Annotated in this window: 14 protein-coding genes, 1 rRNA gene and 2 pseudogenes; 3 read left to right on the forward strand and 14 right to left on the reverse strand. The window is 53.9% G+C overall.

The window, feature by feature from the left end; all coding sequences use genetic code 11:
* From NM10_RS03350 to NM10_RS03405, 13 genes and pseudogenes are all read right to left on the reverse strand, one after another.
* Nucleotides 1-71, reverse strand: a 16S ribosomal RNA gene (locus NM10_RS03350); the annotation flags it as partial.
* Between the two features lie 540 nt (nucleotides 72-611).
* Nucleotides 612-1,289 carry a phosphate acyltransferase gene (locus NM10_RS03355; RefSeq protein ID WP_239639580.1) on the reverse strand — a complete coding sequence of 226 codons (678 nt, stop codon included), beginning with the start codon at nucleotides 1,287-1,289 and terminating at the stop codon, nucleotides 612-614.
* Nucleotides 1,268-1,609: a phosphate acyltransferase gene (locus NM10_RS14350; protein ID WP_239639581.1), complete on the reverse strand. Its 342-nt coding sequence runs from the start codon at nucleotides 1,607-1,609 to the stop codon at nucleotides 1,268-1,270. The genes NM10_RS03355 and NM10_RS14350 overlap by 22 nt, the downstream gene beginning before the upstream one ends.
* 290 nt (nucleotides 1,610-1,899) lie before the next feature.
* Complete coding sequence (locus NM10_RS03360; RefSeq protein WP_442852354.1) at nucleotides 1,900-3,417, reverse strand: [FeFe] hydrogenase, group A; 1,518 nt, start codon at nucleotides 3,415-3,417, stop codon at nucleotides 1,900-1,902.
* Nucleotides 3,418-3,420: 3 nt separating this feature from the next.
* A pseudogene (pta, locus tag NM10_RS03365) lies at nucleotides 3,421-4,343 on the reverse strand (phosphate acetyltransferase); the annotation flags it as partial.
* 263 nt (nucleotides 4,344-4,606) lie between these two features.
* Nucleotides 4,607-6,436, reverse strand: a complete 1,830-nt coding sequence (gene glmS, locus NM10_RS03370) for a glutamine--fructose-6-phosphate transaminase (isomerizing) (protein ID WP_020310203.1) — start codon at nucleotides 6,434-6,436, stop codon at nucleotides 4,607-4,609.
* A gap of 275 nt (nucleotides 6,437-6,711) precedes the next feature.
* Nucleotides 6,712-8,068, reverse strand: a pseudogene (gene glmM / locus NM10_RS03375) (phosphoglucosamine mutase).
* Nucleotides 8,069-9,673, reverse strand: a complete 1,605-nt coding sequence (locus NM10_RS03380) for an NAD(P)/FAD-dependent oxidoreductase (protein ID WP_036201003.1) — start codon at nucleotides 9,671-9,673, stop codon at nucleotides 8,069-8,071. It abuts the pseudogene before it with no gap.
* A gap of 14 nt (nucleotides 9,674-9,687) precedes the next feature.
* Nucleotides 9,688-10,593, reverse strand: a complete 906-nt coding sequence (locus NM10_RS03385; RefSeq protein WP_020310206.1) for a CdaR family protein — start codon at nucleotides 10,591-10,593, stop codon at nucleotides 9,688-9,690.
* Between the two features lie 3 nt (nucleotides 10,594-10,596).
* The gene (cdaA, locus tag NM10_RS03390) at nucleotides 10,597-11,409 is read right to left on the reverse strand and encodes a diadenylate cyclase CdaA (RefSeq protein WP_020310207.1); all 813 of its coding nucleotides are present in this window, start codon (nucleotides 11,407-11,409) and stop codon (nucleotides 10,597-10,599) included.
* 171 nt (nucleotides 11,410-11,580) lie between these two features.
* A complete protein-coding gene (locus NM10_RS03395) occupies nucleotides 11,581-12,057 on the reverse strand; it encodes an RrF2 family transcriptional regulator (RefSeq protein WP_020310208.1) in 477 nt (158 codons plus the stop codon).
* A 222-nt stretch (nucleotides 12,058-12,279) separates the two neighbouring features.
* Nucleotides 12,280-13,269, reverse strand: a complete 990-nt coding sequence (locus NM10_RS03400) for an inorganic phosphate transporter (RefSeq protein ID WP_020310209.1) — start codon at nucleotides 13,267-13,269, stop codon at nucleotides 12,280-12,282.
* Nucleotides 13,262-13,891 (reverse strand): DUF47 domain-containing protein, encoded by a 630-nt coding sequence (locus NM10_RS03405; RefSeq protein WP_014015838.1) that lies wholly within the window; start codon nucleotides 13,889-13,891, stop codon nucleotides 13,262-13,264. The genes NM10_RS03400 and NM10_RS03405 overlap by 8 nt, the downstream gene beginning before the upstream one ends.
* Nucleotides 13,892-14,179: 288 nt before the next feature.
* Between NM10_RS03405 and NM10_RS14355 the strand changes: the two genes are divergently transcribed.
* Both NM10_RS14355 and NM10_RS14360 read left to right on the forward strand, forming a co-directional pair.
* Nucleotides 14,180-15,505 carry a BglG family transcription antiterminator gene (locus NM10_RS14355; protein WP_239639582.1) on the forward strand — a complete coding sequence of 442 codons (1,326 nt, stop codon included), beginning with the start codon at nucleotides 14,180-14,182 and terminating at the stop codon, nucleotides 15,503-15,505.
* Between the two features lie 295 nt (nucleotides 15,506-15,800).
* Nucleotides 15,801-16,274, forward strand: a complete 474-nt coding sequence (locus NM10_RS14360; protein ID WP_239639583.1) for a PTS sugar transporter subunit IIA — start codon at nucleotides 15,801-15,803, stop codon at nucleotides 16,272-16,274.
* On the opposite strand, the gene NM10_RS03415 is transcribed toward NM10_RS14360, so the two are convergent.
* Complete coding sequence (locus NM10_RS03415) at nucleotides 16,269-17,042, reverse strand: LytR/AlgR family response regulator transcription factor (RefSeq protein WP_014015836.1); 774 nt, start codon at nucleotides 17,040-17,042, stop codon at nucleotides 16,269-16,271. The two genes, NM10_RS14360 and NM10_RS03415, sit on opposite strands and share 6 nt — an antisense overlap.
* 259 nt (nucleotides 17,043-17,301) lie before the next feature.
* On the opposite strand from NM10_RS03415, the gene mtlA reads away from it, so the two are divergent.
* Nucleotides 17,302-18,360: a mannitol-specific PTS transporter subunit IIC gene (gene mtlA / locus NM10_RS03420; protein ID WP_020310210.1), complete on the forward strand. Its 1,059-nt coding sequence runs from the start codon at nucleotides 17,302-17,304 to the stop codon at nucleotides 18,358-18,360.
* Nucleotides 18,361-18,422 lie beyond the last annotated feature (62 nt).

Raw genomic sequence — 18,422 nt, forward strand, 5'->3', positions numbered from 1 at the left:
TCTCGTTCGACTTGCATGTGTTAAGCACGCCGCCAGCGTTCGTCCTGAGCCAGGATCAAACTCTCCATGATATATGGAAGAGCGTTTGGCTCTTGTTTATTGATTGGTATTACTCATTGTTTGACGTTCTATATAATAGAACCTCGCACGTTGGCGTTCATTCAGTTCATTGTTCAGTTTTCAAAGGTCATCGTTGTCATCGCTTCATCGCGACGACTTGTTTATTTTAACAAACTCAGAAGAGCTTGTCAAGGATTAATTTGAACTTTTTTTAAATTCAAACTTCCTGCTGCGTCAGGGCCTTGCCCCGACAGCTTATTTAGTATACTACTGTGTAAAGGAATTGTCAAGGACTTTTTTCAAATCCTTGACGCCGGCCGCCGGTCGCCCAAGGCTCCCTTCATAGGGGAGCTGGCCGCCAAAGGCGGTCTGAGAGGTTAAAGGACGGCCCCTACGACGGCCCCGGTCGGGGCGTAAGCCGCCCCTGCGAAGGGGAGGGGGACCGCTTGCGGTGGAGGAGTTCTCCTCTACGAGCCGAGGATTACTCGAGACGATGTTGTCAGTCTGACTCAGATGCGGCCTGCGGCCTGCGAACTGCGGTCTGCGTATTCTCACGCATCGCAGCAGCAGATGACGATGGTGTCGACGATGGTATCGACAGTGGACGCCCGGGACAGGTCCATGACCGGCTTGGCCAGGCCCTGCAGCAGCGGCCCCAGGACGGTCGCCCCGGCGACGTGTTCCAGCATCTTGCAGCAGATGTTGCCCGTATTGAGGTCGGGAAAGACGAGGACATCGGCTTGGCCTGCCACCGGTGAGCGGGGCGCCCAATCGGCAGCATACGCTGGGACCAGGGCCACGTCGGCCTCCATTTCTCCATCGTAGATGAAATCGACATTGCGGTCACTCAGGATCTGCACGGCTTTGCGGACTTTATCGGCACCGGCACCGCGGTCACTGCCCATGGTCGAATACGACAGCAAGGCCACTTTGGGCGAGGCAATGTGCAGGGTCCGCCGCGCCCGTTCGACGCAGCTGCAGGCAATATCGGCCAACTGGTATTCGTCCGGGTCGGGAATGACATCGCCATCGCCGACGACGAAGACGCCGTCATGACCGAACTGCATCATATCCGTCACGACGATAAAAGAACTGCTGACCGTATCGATGTCATCCCGCGTCCCAATGAGCTGCAAAGCCGCCCGGAGCACTTCCGGCGCCGGCGTTTCGATACCGGCTACCATGCCGGCCGCTTCCCCGGCAGCGACTAAGGCGGCCCCAAAATACAAGGATGATTCAAGAGAAAACGGCGGCTCTCTTCCAAGGTCATACCAGTGGCTTTCCGCTTATCCGCATAGGTCTGGGCCAGGCTTTCTAAACCAGGGTACTTCTTGGGATAAATCACTTCAGCCCCTTCCAAATCGAGCTGATACCGTGAAGCCAGTTCCTGTATGTCGCCTTCCTTCCCCAAAAGGACGGGGATGGCCAGCTGCTCGGCCAATACCCGGTCGGCAGCCTGCAATATACGGATATCATCACTTTCAGGCAAAACTATTCTTTGCGGCTTTTGGGCCGCCTGCTGTTTCAAAGACGTAATATACCGGCTCATATCGATTCCCTTCCGCATCATGTATGTTACCTTTCATTATAAGGACATACGGGAAAGGAAGCAAGTGAAAAGGCGCTGTCGCATGAAGACAGCGCTTTTTTAGCAGTCAGCAGCTAGCTGTTAGCAGTTCGTACAATGGCTCCCATTATAGGGGAGCAGTCAGCTACAGCTGACTGAGAGGTTTAACCTCTCCGGCCCTTCGGGCCACCTCTCCTAACAGGAGAGGCGGGCCGCCCTCTGGGACGGCCCCTACGAAGCCACGAGCCACTAGCCACGAACCACTAATCACGTTAATGGCTCACGCCTGGCTGGACTTTATCTTCTTTGCCCAGCATGTAGTGCTTGTTGATATACTGCGTGTGCAGTAAGGATTCCGACAGGTCGCTGAGGGGTTCACCCAGGAACTTGGTATACAGTGTCTGGATTTCCGGGTTTTCCCAGCTGGCACGTATCTGTTTCAGCGCATCCAGTCCATAGAGCGATTCGATGCGAGCGCGTTTGGCCGGGATTTCCTGAGGCAGTTTCGTCCGCGGCTGGCCACCGCCGCCGATGCAGCCGCCCGGGCAGGCCATGACTTCGATGAAAGCGTATTTCTTCCACGAATGTTTTTCTTCCATGAGGTTGATGAAGCGCCGGGCATTGGCCAGACCGCTGATGGCGACAACGCGGATGATATCGTTATCCAGGGTCAGTGCCGCCTCTTTGACGCCTTCCAGGCCACGGACTTCTTCAAAGTGCAGAAATTCTTCGTCAGCCGGTTTGCCCGTCTGCAAATAGACCAGGGTCCGCAAAGCCGCTTCCATGACGCCGCCGCTGTTGCCAAAAATCGTACCGCCGCCGGAAGACTGGCCAAAGATGGGGTCATAATCCGAATCCTTCAGGCTGTTGAAGTCGATTTGGGCGTCTTTGATCCATTTCGCTAATTCACGAGTCGTAATGCAGTAGTCCGTATCGCGGATTTCCGGCTTCTTCCAATAGCGGCCGGCAGCATTCCGTTCCGGCCGGGCAATTTCGGCTTTCTTCGACGTACACGGCGTCACGCAGACCGTCACGATGTCGGCCGGATCGATCTTCATGCGTTTGGCAAAATAGGTCTTGATCATAGGACTGAGCATGCTGATCGGGCTCTTGGCCGTCGACAAGTGAGGAATCAGTTCAGGGAAAAAGATTTCCGTAAATTCAACCCACGACGGGCAGCAGCTGGTGAACTGCGGCAGGAGTTCTTTCTTATTGTGCATGCGGTACAGGAGTTCCGATGCTTCTTCCATGATGGTCAGGTCAGCGCCGAAGTTCGTATCGAAGACGTAATCCCCGCCGAGAGCCCGCAGGGCGGCAATCATCTTGCCCTGGACGACGGAGCCGAAGGGCAGGCCAAATTCATCGCCAAGAGCGACGCGGACAGCCGGTGCCGTCTGGAAGATGACGATTTTCTTCGGGTCATCGATGGCCTTTTGGATGGCATCGCGCTGGGATACAGTCGTCGTCGCACCGAACATGCACGTCAGGGAACATTGGCCGCAGTGGACGCAAATCGGCACGTCACCCGTACTTTCCAGAGAATAATAGCCCGTCATGGACATGACATCGGCACAGCGCCGACGGCAAAGGGTACAGTTCTTGCACTTTTCCGGATCGAACTGGATGGAAATATTGCGGTTTTCGACGGCGACGCGGCGGTCGAGCTTTTCAAAGCGGCTGGTAAAGGCGATATCGCGTTTCTTTTCGGCCTGCATATAGATGGCATCGCTGCAGCAAATGGCGATGACGTCGGTAATATCTTCAGGCGTACAGCCCCGGGATAAATCCATGACCGGCTTGGCCAGGCCCTGGAGGAGCGGGCCCAGCGCCGTCGCTCCGGCCAGATGTTCCAAGACTTTATAGCAGATATTGCCGGAAACGAGATTCGGGAAAACGAGGACATTGGCCTGCCCGGCTACCGTCGATCCCGGTGCTTTCTGCCGGGCAATACGAGGCACCAGGCAGCGTCGGCCTGCATTTCCCCATCAAATTCGAAATCGACGTTGCGGTCCCGCAGCAGGCGGACGGCCTCGCGGACGCGGTCGACTTCTTCGCCGGCACCGCTTCCCATGGTCGAATACGACAAGAGGGCTACTTTCGGATCGAGCATCTGCGCCGTCCGGCGGGCCCGTTCGACACAGCTGACGGCGATATCGGCCAACTGCTGCGGCGTCGGTTCGATGACGACACTGCAGTCCCCGACGACGAAGATGCCATCATCGCCGAATTGCGGTTTATCGGTAATCATGATAAAGGAACTGCTGACCGTCGACAAGCCGGGGTGGGGCCCGATGACCTGCAGGGCCGCCCGGATGACTTCCGACGATGTAGCGACAGCCCCGGCGACCATGCCGTCGGCAATATCGAAGGCGACGAGACAGGCAGCAAAGAAAATATAATTTTCCGACAAGACTTTCCGTGCTTCTTCAAGAGTCATGCCCTTCTTGGCCCGCCGCTTAGCATAATATTCACAGAATTTATCCATCATGGGATATGTTTCGGGATCGATGATTTCGATACCATCCATATCGATTTGATATTCTGACGCTACTTCGACGATACTCTGGGGCCGGCCGATGAGGATGGGCCGGGCGAAACCTTCGGCCTGGACCCGTTCGGCAGCCTGCAGGACGCGGCGGCTTTCCGATTCCGGCAGGACGATTTTCTTCTGTTCTTTAGCAACGCGGCGTTTCAGGTTATTTATAAATCGTGACATAAGACAACACCTCACATCTATCTACAATCATCACTGTCATTTCGTTAAGTATAGTATACGGCAAAACGAAGACGGCCGCCTCTTTTCCATGACGAAAGGAGATATTATTCTGCCGAACGGAGAATAAATGGGACAAAAAAGAAGGCTGTCGCTGGGACAGCCTCTTTTTTAGTTCGAAGTTTGTAGTTTTTAGTTTGTAGTGAATGTTTAAAAATTTAAAACCGTCGTCTACAAACTGCAAACGCTGAACTACAAACTATCTCTTATTCTACGGTAACGCTCTTAGCCAGGTTACGCGGTTTATCTACGTCGTTGCCGCGGCTGACAGCGATGTAATAGGCCAGGAGCTGCAAGGGGATGATGGCCAGGATAGGAACGACGAAATCGTCCGATGCCGGTACTTTGATCAAATCATCGACGGTCTTGCCGACTTCCGTATCGCCTTCCTGGACGACGCCGACGACATAGGCATCACGGGCTTTGACTTCCTTGATGTTGCTGATCATCTTTTCTTCGACTTCTACCTGCGTAGCCAAAGCGATGACCGGGACACCGGCTTCGATGAGGGACAACGTGCCGTGTTTCAGTTCGCCGCCGGCATAGGATTCAGCATGAATATAGGAGATTTCCTTCAATTTCAGGGCACCTTCCATAGCCAGGCCGTAGTCCATGGAACGGCCGATGAAAAAGACGTCTTCTTTATCTTTGAAAGTACTGCAGAGACCTTTGATGAAATCGACCTGGTCGAAGATGGCCTGGCACTGATCCGGCAGTTTGGTCAAATCAGCCAGGATTTTTTCTTCCCGGTCTACGGGCAGGTTCCCGTTCAAGCGGCCCATGTACAGGGACAGGAGCAGGAGCGTGACCAGCTGCGTCGTATAGGCCTTGGTCGAAGCGACGGCGATTTCCGGGCCAGCCCAGGTATAAGCGACCTGGTCGGCTTCACGGGAAATAGACGAACCGACGACGTTGGTGACGGCCAGGGAACGAGCGCCACGGCGTTTGGCTTCTTTCAGGGCTGCCAGGGTGTCTATGGTTTCCCCGGACTGACTGATGACAATGCACAGGGTCTTGCTGTCCGTCAAGGGATCGCGGTAACGGTATTCCGAAGCGATGTCGACTTCGACGGGGATGCGGGCCAGTTTTTCAATGAAATACTTGGCCAAAAGGCCGGCATGGTAGGCCGTACCGCAGGCAGTAATCAAAATCTTGCCGATTGATTTGACGTCTTCCGGCGTCCAGTTCAATTCCTCAAAATGGACGTGCTTGCCATCTTTGGTGATGCGGCAGCTCATGGTATCTTTGATAGCCTTCGGCTGTTCGTAGATTTCCTTGAGCATGAAGTGTTCAAAGCCGCCCTTTTCAGCTGCTTCAGCATCCCAGTTGACTTCAAAGACCTTCTTGGAAATGGGCTTGCCTTCGAGGTCCGTGACCCAGACATTATCCTTCATGACGATGGCGATTTCCCCATCGTTCATGATGTACGTCTTGCGGGTGTAGCTGAGGATGGCCGGAATATCCGAAGCGATGTAATTTTCCCCCTGGCCGAGGCCGACGATGAGGGGATTGTCTTTCTTGCTGCAAATGATCTTATCCGGTTCAAACTTGCACATGAAGACCAACGAATAGGAACCGCGCAGACGGGCCAGGACCTTGCGGACGGTGCTGGTGAAATCTCCGTCGTACATGTCGGCGCAGAGGTGCGCGACGACTTCCGTATCCGTTTCCGACTTGAAGTGATACCCTTTTTTGAGGAGTTCTTCCTTCAATTCCATATAGTTTTCGATGATACCGTTGTGGACGATGGCGAAGTTCCCCTTTTCATCCGTATGGGGATGGGCATTGACGTCCGACGGGCCGCCGTGTGTCGCCCAGCGGGTATGACCGATGCCCAGCGTCCCTACGACGGGGTGAGCCTTGACTTCTTCAGCCAGATTGACCAGACGGCCTGCTTTTTTGCGGACAGCGATGGCGCCGTCGTTGTAGACGGCGATACCGGCCGAGTCATAACCACGATATTCCAGCTTGGCCAGTCCATCCATCAAAAAATCTGCTGCTTCTCTGTCTCCGATGTAACCTACAATACCACACATAGTTATATCCTCCTGATATGAAAATGTTCCTTCTTATGACGAACTTGTCGACGACGTTACCATCGTGTTTTTCCGCCATATAACGGCTGAAGCTGCCGAGAGACATCCGCTGACTATTTCGATACTTCTCTACCTCGTCTGCCTGAATCCATCAGGCACTAGCGCTATCCATTATATCGTCAAGGATTTCCAGACGCCTGCATAAAAAAGTGCAGGAAAGAGTTCCAGGAACTCCATTCCCACACTTTAATATATTTGCAAGGTTTTGTCAATACCTACTTAGACGGGCCCATTTCGTGTTCGACGACGACGGCGATGTCATCGACGATGCGTTCGAGCTGTTCCAGGTCCGGTCCTTCTGCCATGACACGGATCAAGGGTTCTGTGCCCGACGGGCGGACGAGGATGCGGCCTTCATCGCCCAACTCTTCTTCGCCAGCCGAGATGGCGGCCATGATGAGGTTATTGTCTTCCCATCCCGATTTCGTCTGAACGCGAACATTTTTCAAAATCTGCGGATAGCGCGTCATCAATCCGGCCAGTTCCGACAAGGGCTTCTGCTGCTGTTTCATGATGCTCAGCAGCTGGACCGCCGTGAGCAGGCCGTCACCAGTCGTATTGTAGTCGAGGAAGATGATATGGCCCGACTGTTCGCCGCCGAGGGAATAGCCGTCTTTGCGCATCTTTTCCAGGACATAGCGGTCGCCGACAGCCGTAATTTCCGTCTGGCAGCCCATTTCCTTCAGGGCTTTGTGGAAACCGATATTGCTCATGACCGTACCGACGACGGTATTCTGTTTGAGCCGGCCTTCGGCCTTCAATTTCATGGCGCAGAGGAGCATGATCTGGTCGCCATCCATTTCCTGGCCCTTTTCATCGACAGCCAGGCAGCGGTCGGCATCGCCGTCGTTGGCAATCCCTACGTCGGCCCCATACTTGAGAACCGTTTCCTTTAAGCTTTCCAAATGGGTAGAGCCGCAGTTGTCATTGATGTTGATGCCGTTCGGTTCATGATGGATGGCAATGACTTCGGCACCCAGGCGTTTGAGGATTTCCGGCCCCAAGACCGAAGCGGAACCATTGGCCCCGTCATGGACGACTTTCAGGCCCGACAAATCGACATCCGTCGATTTGCAGATGAAATTGGCATATTCCTGCTGCAAGTCGGTCCACGTCGAAATCGTGCCGATAGCGGCCCCGGTCGGACGGCTCTGAAGGGCAGCCCGTTCATCTTTGAGCATACATTCTTCGATTTTGTCTTCCGTTTCGTCAGGCAGCTTATAGCCAAAGCCGTCGAAGAACTTGATACCGTTGTATTCAAAGGGATTATGCGACGCCGAAATCATGACGCCGGCATCCATATGATGAGTCCGCGTCAAGTAGGCAATGGCCGGAGTCGGAATGACGCCTACCATGTAGCAGTCACCACCAGCCGAAGCGATACCGGCGGCCAGGATATCTGCCAGCATAGTGCCGGAACGGCGGGTATCCCGGCCGATGAGAAAGGTCGGGTGTTCTTTGTTCTGCCCAAAATCAATAGGCAGCTGCTCTGCCCAAATGATATGCCAATTCCGGTGTCAGCGAATCATTGGCAATACCTCGTACTCCATCAGTTCCAAACAATCTAGCCATTTACTTTACCTCCAAAGGTTGATATTTACGGATGATTTCAATCGCCGTTTCCAGGCCATCCAAAAAAGCGCTCATAATGCCGCCGGCATAGCCAGCCCCTTCCCCGATGGGATAAAGGCCTGCCGCCCCCAGGGCCATGCGGTCTTCGCCGCGGACAATGCGTACCGGGGCGCTGGTCCGGGTTTCGACGCCGGTCATGACGACATCGTCATCGTCAAAACCATGGATCCGCCGCCCAAAATAAGGCAGGGCCTGTTCCAGTGTCGTCGTAACGAAACCTGGCAGGACCTCATGCAGGTCCGTCCAGGTCACGCCGGGACGATAGGAATGGATGGGCCCTTCCTGCGGTGCTCCAGGACGGCTGAGGAAAGCCCCGACGGTCTGAGCCGGCGCGTGATAATTGCTGCCGCCGGCCTGATAGGCCAGGGCTTCATAGCGGCGCTGGAATTCGATCCCCGCCAGGGGGCTGTCGCCGCCCATGTCGTCGGCTGTGACGTTGACGACGACAGCACTGTTGGCGATGCCGCTGTCACGTCGGTACAGGCTCATGCCATTGGTGACGACCCGCCCTTCTTCCGAAGCCGCGCCGACGACGACACCGCCGGGACACATGCAGAAAGAATAGCACGACCGCCCTTCCGGGCTGTGATAGACCAGGGCGTAATCGGCCGGTTCCAGGCCGAGGTCGGCTGCCGGGCAGCCATATTGGGCCCGGTCGATGACATCCTGGGAATGTTCGATACGCACACCGACGGCAAAAGGCTTCTTTTCCAGGGTAATGCCCTGGTCATGGAACATGTAATACGTATCGCGGGCACTGTGGCCGATACCCATGACGACCAGCTCTGCCGGGTACTCATCGCAGCCGTTGACGGTCACCGACGTGATGCGTCCGCTATCGTCGCGATGGATTGCCGTGACACAGCTGGAAAAATGGACTTCGCCGCCCTGCGCCTCGATGGTGTGGCGCATATTCTTGACGACGCGGCGCAGGACATCGGTCCCGACGTGGGGATTATAGGCATACAGAATGTCTTCCGGCGCTCCGGCATCGACGAAAGTCTGCAAAATGCGCCGCAGCAGCGGATGATTGACGCGGGTCGTCAATTTCCCATCGGAAAAGGTCCCCGCTCCGCCTTCGCCGAACTGGACGTTCGACGATGCCTTGAAGGGGCCGCCGCGCCAAAAATCTTCAACGTCTTTCGTGCGGGTATCGACGTCACACCCCCGTTCAAAGACGATAGGCGCATAGCCGTGTTCGGCCAGGGCCAGGGCTGCCGCCAGGCCAGACGGGCCGGTCCCGATGACGATGGGCCGGTGGGTAAGCGGCTGCGTACCGGGCCGGATATCCGGCGCCGGCGACTCAGCCAGCTGGCGGACATCCTTATTGTCACGACAGCGCTTCCAAACGCGGCTTTCGTCGACGAATTCCACATCGACCGTAAAAACGAAATAAATCCGCGGTTTCCGCCGGGCGTCGATGGACCGGCGGACAATGATAAGGCGGGAAATATCGCTGCGGCTGCAGCGGAGCTTCTTGGCAACTAACGCTTCCAAAGGCTTCTTCATGGGCACAGCCGTGCGGATATTCAATACTCTAAGCACAATCTTCTCCCTTTCTACTCATCTTTCTTAATATGCAGTGTGGCGTCGACTTCATCAGGGTCTATGACGACACCATCAATGGGCGGAATCAGCACTTTCCAGGTCTTTTCTTCCGTCATGTTTTCCACATCGATATCTGGCAAATCGATGGAGCTGATATTCTTCAGCGTATCGGCTTCACCGCGGACCTGGACCGACATCGGCTGGACTGTGACGGTCTTCCAGGCCGTCTGGCCCGTAGCGTTCAGGTTGAGAGGCACCGTCTTGGCCACGGCATCATGGGCAATGGCCACTTTGACATTGCTCTGCCAGGGCGTCATTTCCAGTCCTTCGACAGGCGTGCCATCAGCCTGATACAAATGAATCGGCGCCATAATAGCAAAGTCGCCATTGCGCTGATTGACCGGGATATCTACGACTGCCTGGCTGACGTGCTGGATGAGGCGGCGCGCCCCGCTGACGACGACTTTCTCCGGTACGATTTTCAAATCGCTGATGAAATCCTTGTCATCCAGTTTGCCGACGACATGGGGCGTCAATTTAAATTCTTTGACTGTATAGACATCGACTGTGATTTTCGTCGACGTCATGCTCTGCTTCTTCAGCTCCGTCCCGCTGGGGATCTCGATGTGGACCGGGACCTCTACTTCCCCTTCCTGGACACTGGACAAGTCGATATAGGCCTTGATATCCGACGGGCCGACGTTGATGATCGTATTGCGCGGTCCCGACAGGCGGACATAGACCGTCTTGGGCACGTTGGACGTAATATACTGGGAGTCGAGGTTCTCTACAGTGATCGGTACGGTATAACTGCCTTCACTGAGGGGATTCTGTTCGTTGATGATGACGAACCACAAGACGATAGCCAAGAGGAGGCAAATTATTTTGAGCTGCCATTTTTTATCAATCTTGTTCATAAGCTAAGGCCTCCATTTAAAAATATTGGCCAGGCCCTGAGGCGTCCTGTTCAAGAACGTCTTCAGGACATTGCGCAGGGCATTGCCGTCGAGGTGACGATAAATATGACCGCCATAGGTATAAGAAATGGAGCCCGTTTCTTCGCTGACGACGACGACGACGGCATCGGCCAGTTCACTGATGCCGATAGCCGCCCGATGACGCGTCCCTAATTCCGTCGACAGCGACCGGTCCGACGTTAACGGCAGCAGACAGCCGGCAGCCATGATCCGGTTTTCCCGGATGATGACGGCGCCATCGTGAAGGGGCGTATTGGGAATGAAGATATTCCCCAACAGTTCCCGCGACACCAGGCCGTCGATGGCGATGCCTGTATCGATGTAGTCGTTAAGGCCTACTTCGCGTTCAAAGACGATGAGCGCTCCTGTATGGGTCTTTGACAGGGATTCACTGATAGCCACGATTTCATCGATGAGCCGTTCCAGTTCTTCCATGCTGATGACCTGGCCGGAACGAAAGAAACGGCCCCGGCCGATTTGTTCCAGGGCCCGCCGCAATTCCGGCTGGAAGACGACAGGCAGGGCGACGAGAATGACCGTCATCCCCTGCTGCAGCATCCAGTTGATGACGTGCAGGTCGAGGACCTTGCTGACGACAGTGACCACGCCCAGGACCAGCAGGCCCTTGATCAGGGCCACGGCCCGGGTATTGCGGATGAGGATGAATAATTTATAGAGGACAAAAGCGACGAGCAGGATATCCAATATATCGAGCAGCCGGAAGCTGCTGATGAAACCTTGAAGGGGTAGGTACATAGGGCTTCACTCCACACAACGAGAATAAAAATAAAATGGGTATCCTTATTTTACAATATTTTGGGCATAAAAAAAAGGGCTTGTCGTCGGTGACAAGCCCTTTTTAGTGGCTAGTGGTTAGCGGAGGGTTTTAAATTTAAAGCCCTCTTCTACAAACTCCGTACTACAAGCTCACTTTTCTGCCGCTTCTTTTTTGGCCGTCAGCTGCGCTTCTGCTTCATGGACCATGCGCAGATTGGCTTCCTGTTTGGCCAGTGTCTCGAAGTTGATGGACTTCAGGTGGGCCGCCAGGTCGCGCTGGATGTCGGCAAAAGCGGCATAAATAGAGCACATGCCGCTGCAGCCGCGGCTGCACGAGCCGATATCATGGAGACAGCGCTGCAGTTCCGTCTGCCCTTCGACGGCATCGATGATGTCAAAGAGGGTGATATCCTTGGGAGCCCGCTGCAGGGCGAAGCCGCCTTCGACACCGCGGTAAGACTTCATGATGCCAGCCTTGGTGAGACTGCGCATGATTTTCAATAAAAAACGTTCCGGTATATTCTGTTTTTCAGCCAGCGCCGCGCCGGTAATCTTCGTGCCTTCCGGGAGAGACGCCAAATAGAGGACCATGCGGAAGGCATAGTCCGTAGCCTGATTCAATCTCATATTTCTACCCCCTTGTTGTCTATATTTAGTATTATACAATAAAAGACAAAAAAAGTATAGTTTTAATTCTGTAACTCCAGTACCCAGAAGTACATCTATAATATACTTTGGGGTAGACATCCTCAAAAGAAAAAAGCGCTGTCCCATGAAGACAGCGCTTTTTTAGTGGTTAGTAGTTAGTGGTTAGTGGTTAGTTTCACACACTAAACCTCAAACATAGTCTTAAAGAAAATCGATAATTTTGAAAATGATTGCCGACATAAGGGCACTGATGGGGATGGTGACGACCCAGGCGACGAGCATACTGCGGGCGACGCCCCAATGGACGGCGCGGACGCGTTCGGCTGAACCGATGCCCATGATGGAGCCCGATACGACGTGGGTCGTACTGACGGGCAGATGGAGGAAAGTCGCCGTAAAGATGACGATAGACGAGTTCAAATCCGCCGCAAAGCCATTGATCGATTCCATCTTGAAGATCTTCGTCCCCATCGTAGAGATGATACGCCAGCCGCCGGCCGAAGTCCCTAAAGCCATGGACGTAGCGCAGGCCATCTTGACCCAAATCGGGATTTCCATAGTTTCAATATAACCGCCGGACAAGAGAGCCAGGGCGATGATCCCCATGGCCTTCTGGGCATCATTGGAACCGTGAGAAAAAGCCATCAGGCTGGCCGACAAGAGCTGCATCTTGCGGAACTGCCGGTTCAGGGCCAGCGGCGAATACTTGCGGACAATCCAGAGGATACCGATCATGACGAAATACCCGGTAGCCAAGGCGACGACAGGCGACAGGATCAGAGACAAGATGATTTTGCCGATACCGCCCATATCGAGGGCTGCCGGTCCGACGCTGATGCAGACGGCGCCGATGACACCACCGATCAGGGAATGGGACGAACTGCTCGGTATGCGGTAATACCAGGTAAGGACATTCCAGATAATCGAGCCGATGAGGGCGGCTACGATGACTTCCAAGCTGATTTCAGCCGGATTGAGGACCAGGTCGCCGCCAATGGTCTTAGCGACGCCGGTGCTGATCATGGCCCCGGCGAAATTGAGGCACGCTGCCATCATGATGGCGTGGCGCGGTGTAATGGCCCGCGTCGATACGCCCGTCGCGATGGCATTGGCCGTATCGTGGAAGCCATTAATATAATCAAAGAGAACGGCCAGCAAAACGATGGCCCAAATTAACCAATGCTCAGGCATACTTCAATACAACCCTTCTGAACGTAACGACTAAATCTTCACAATCATCGGTGACGTCTTCGACAGACTGGAGGATTTCCTTCCACTTGATGATTTCAATGGGGTCCTTGCAGTTCTTGAACAAGTTCGCCATTTCTTCATGGTACAAATCATCGCAGTCCTGTTCCAATTTCAAGACTTTCTTGCTCCGCGCTTCGACTTTGAGGTAATTCTTCTTGAGGTCCTTCATGTAGCCGATGGATTTGCGGATCTCTTTCATGGCTTTCGCCGTAATGGTCGCCATCTGCTTAGCGCCATCCGTAGCTTCGCCGACTTGGTACATACACATTTTATCCATGATTTCACTGATGTTGTCGACAGCTGCATCGAGCTGATCGATCAGCTGCTGGATATCTTCCCGGTCCATAGGCGTAATGAAGGTCTTCTGGAGGCGCTTCATCGTTTCCATGACCAGCGCATCGGCCTGGTCGGCCAGAGCGTCGATTTTTTCCAGCGCCGTTTCTTTTGCGACTTCGCCGTTAATAGCCTGGCTCAGTAATTCAGCCGCTTCATAGCTCAACGTCGCATGCTGGTCCAATAGGGAAAAGAATTTTTCTTCCTTGGGCTTTAAGTGAAATGCCATAGTCATCGATCTCCTTAAATAAAAGATAGGAATAAGCCTTTATCAAAATTTACACGATTGTTTCTGATTCTTTACAAGGCCTTACTTAAAATTATATCATATGGCCTGTCATTATTCTATAACAATGAGGCATTTTTTCTCCCTCATCCTGCAATCGATGCATTCTAAAAATGCTGTCACTTTTTATGACGACAAAATTAAAATACTTTAAATTGCAGCCTTCCACAGCCTGAGCTATACTGTAAAGCAAAGACATACAGGAATACCATGGATGACGGAGGTGATAGCATGGATTTTACACCTCGTATGCAACAGATTTTACAGCGCCTGCTATCGGAAACGGACTTTGTATCGGAGCAAACCCTGGCCGATGACCTGGGTATCAGCAAGCGGACAGTCCAACGGGAACTCGACGGGACAACAGGCGCACTGGCTTCTTATGGCCTGCAATTACAGCGCAAGAAAAAGGCCGGCCTCATGCTCATCGGGCCTGAGAAAGAAAAAGAACGACTGGCCGCTTCCCTGCAAACGGCATCGGCTATGGACTTTACCGATAAGCAGAATCGCCGCCGTTACTTGCTCTTTGAAATCCTGCGCGACCGGACACCGAAGAAACTCTTCTATTACAGCCAGCTCCTCGGTGTCAGTGAAGCCACAGCTGCTTCAGACCTGGAAGCACTGGCCCCATGGCTGCAAAAAAATAATTTATCCGTTTTGAAGAAGCAAGGCTATGGCGTCGTCCTTACGGGCAGTGAAAAAGACTACCGCGAAGCCATGCGCCGCTTCATCAGCGAAACGACGTCTGCCGAAGATTTCAAAGACCTCCATGATGGCCAGGAAGCCTTGACCAAGGCCGTCATGAATGTGACGGATAAAGGCATCTATAAATTGCTCAACAGCCATACGATTCAGCGAGTCTATACGGTTCTCCAGAAACTTCACGAAGAAAAAATCGCCCACTTCACAGATGCCGCCAAAATCGGTCTGGTCATCCATATTGCCATCGCCATCGAACGCGTGGCCAGCGGACAATTGCAGGAAGAACCTGCTGTCCCGCCAGCCATCCCGGATGATGAAGACAGCGCCCTGGCGCGCCGCATCCTGAAAGGCATGGAAAACGAGTTTCACCTGTCCATGCCGGCCATCGAAGTGTCATACCTGCTGTTGCACATCAAAGGCGCCAAAATCCGCTATAGCGGCAGCTCCTGGCAGGGACCTGACGGACTGGATGAATCGGCTCTCCTCGGCATTATCGATGCGATGATTGATGCCTTCGACCCACAATATGCCTATGACCTGCGCTGTGACGACGAATTCATCCGCGGCCTGTTCGTCCATTTACAGCCGACTATCGTGCGCTTGAAACACCATCTGAATATCATCAATCCCCTGCTGGACGATATCAGACAGGAATATGCCTCGGTTTTCCAAAAATCCCGCCGCGCTGCCACCATCTTGGCAGAGGCCTTGGATACAACGGTTTCCGAAGAAGAAATAGGCTATTTGACTATCCATTCGGCGCAGCCCTGGAGCGCCTCAAAGGCAAGAAAGTCTTTACCCGCAAAGTCATCATCGGCATCGTCTGCGCCAGCGGTTTCGGCCTGGCCCGCCTGATGATGACCCGTCTTCAAAACAAACTGCCCAGCTATGTCGAGCTCCATACATATGGCAAGGACAGCTTGACAGAATCGGTGTTGCAAGAGACAGATTTCTTCATCAGCACCCTGCCCCTGCAGATTCCTGGAGCCGACGTCCTGCGTACATCCCCCTTATCACGGGTTCGGAACTTCAACATATCCTGGGTAAAATTGATACATATTCCCACATCCGCAAAGCGCCGGACCTGGTCACGCCTTCAGGAGAAACTTTTTTATCCGCCCTGGACCGGACACATCTCCTGGCCCGGGAAATGGCCGGTCTTCTGCGTCACTATCAGCAATTCACCGTCCCCGCCTCGTCTACCTTTGCCCAAGTCGTCCATACGCTGGCCGCAGCCGCAACGAAAGGCGAAGAGGATACGGCCCTCTTATTCGACGCCATCATCCGCCGCGAATGCTTGAACAGCCAGATTTTCCCAGACCAGGGCTTTGCTTTGCTTCATTGCCGTACCCAAACCATCCGTCAATCCTTATTCTATACGTGCGTCCCCGACGGCCCAGCCTTTGAGGACGACTATTTCAAAGGCATTGCCACTGTCCTGCTGCTCATCATGCCCGAAGACGAATATCGCCAGGTCCATACGGACGTGCTGGGTTTCATCAGCAGTTCCCTAGTCAGCGATGACGCTTTTTACCAGGCCATCCTCGGGCACGACCCAGAAAAAATCCGCTGCCACCTGCAGCGGATCCTCAAGACCTATTTCGAGTCTGCCCTGAGTCTATAAGTCGACGTACTGCCGAAGTTTCTTGACATACGACCGGCCGATGGGCACGGGCTGGTCTTCCATTCCTTTGACGATGAGGACGTATTGATGATTGAACCACGGTTCGATTTGCTGAACCTCATCGATGTTGACGATATAATTGCGGTGACAGCGAAAGAACACCTCTTCAGGCAGACGCTTTTCAAACTGGACCAGACTGAGATGGCTGGGATACGTCTTGCCCGACAAGGTAACGAGAAAAACTTTTCGTTTCTCTGCATAGACCAGGCGGATATCTTCCGTCGAAATGAGTTTGATCTTGTCGCCTTCATCGACGGAAAAACGCCGGGCATAACTGGGTCGGCTGCTGTCAACAGCTGTTTCGGAAGCTCCTTCCTGCAAAGGAGCTTCTTTTTTTATATAGACAGCGCGGAATTTCTCGACGACCCGCCGCACTTCCTCCTCTGTAACCGGTTTGACCAGATAATCGAGGACATTGAGCCGCAGCGCTTGGGAAATAAAATCGCGCTTGCCCGTGACGAAGACGACGGCTGGATGAGGGCCTTTGGCCGCTTCAATCTGTCTGGCAATGGTCATGCCGCTGACCCGCGGCATTTCCAGCGTCAGAAAGACGATATCCGGCTGATGAGCCGCCAGACAAGCCATGGCTTGTTCCCCTTCATAACATATTGATTTTACCTCGATAGACGGATCCCCACGCTGTAACAGCTTCTTCAACTGCGCCGCCATTAGCGGTTCGTGATCGATGATCACGGCTTTTGCCCCCATGTCAACACCTTCTTTTCATGATTTTTCATCTTCATTATACCACAAACCGTGTTATTGCCAGTAGGGATAAAGCCTGTAAAAACCTCATTTCCCAAGTCCTGTCATCTTGCAAAAGGACAAAGTTAAATTACTTTTAATTGCTTTTGATATGTACACAAGTTATACTGTAGCCATCAAGAGAGCAGCGCAGTGCAATCCGGAGTGTCAGGTACTGCTCGTGTCCCACGTATTCATTCCAAAGATTTTAGGAGGAATCATCATGAAAGCAAAAGTCCAATCCTTCGGCCGTTTCCTCAGCGGTATGGTCATGCCAAACATCGGCGCCTTCATCGCCTGGGGCCTGATTACGGCCTTATTCATCCCCAGCGGCTGGCTGCCTAACGAACAGCTGGCAAAAATGGTCGGACCTTTCCTGACCTACGTCCTGCCCCTGCTCATCGCCTTCCAGGGCGGCAAAATCGTCGGCGGCTTGCGCGGCGCCATCATGGGTGCCATTGCCACGGTCGGCGTCATCTGCGGCACGACCTACACCATGTTCATGGGTGCCATGGTCATGGGGCCCCTGGCCGGCCTGGTCATCAAGAAATTTGACGCCGCTGTCGACGGCCGCATCAAGCCGGGCTTCGAAATGCTCATCAACAACTTCTCCGTCGGCATCCTGGGCATGGTCATGGCCATCCTCGGCTTCTACCTCATCGGCCCGGTCATGGGCATCATCTTGTCCTTCCTGACGGCCGGCGTCCAAATCCTGCTCCAGGCCGGTATCTTCCCGCTCATCGGTGTCTTCGTAGAACCGGCTAAAGTCCTCTTCTTGAACAATGCCATCAACCACGGCATCTTCACTCCCCTCGGCGCCGAACAAGTCGCCGAAACGGGCAAGTCCATCTTCTATATGATTGAAACCAATCCCGGCCCCGGCACAGGCGTCCTCCTGGCCTACTGGTTCTTCTCCAAAGACAATACAACCCGCCAGTCCGCTCCCGGCGCCCTGATCATCCACCTTCTCGGCGGTATCCACGAAATTTCCTTCCCCTACATCCTCATGAACCCGGCTCTCCTGCTGGCAACCATCAGCGGCAGTGTCGCAGCCCTGTTCTACAACATGATTTTCGACCTCGGTCTTTCGGGTCCGCCGGCCCCGGGCAGCCTCATTTCCTATCTGGCCATGGCGCCGAAGGGTTCGACCCTCTCAGTCATCCTGAGCATCATCATTGCTGCTGCCGTTTCCTTCATCATCGCCTCGCCGATCATCAAGATGTCCGCTGCCAAATCCAGCGAATCCCTGGAAGAAGCCCAGCAGAAGATGAGCAGGACATGAAGGCTGAATCGAAAGGCACGGCTCCGGCAGCCGCCGCTCCGGCCCAGGCCGATTTGAAGTGC

This window comes from Megasphaera sp. NM10 (assembly GCF_000417505.1).
Classification (GTDB): domain Bacteria; phylum Bacillota; class Negativicutes; order Veillonellales; family Megasphaeraceae; genus Megasphaera; species Megasphaera intestinihominis.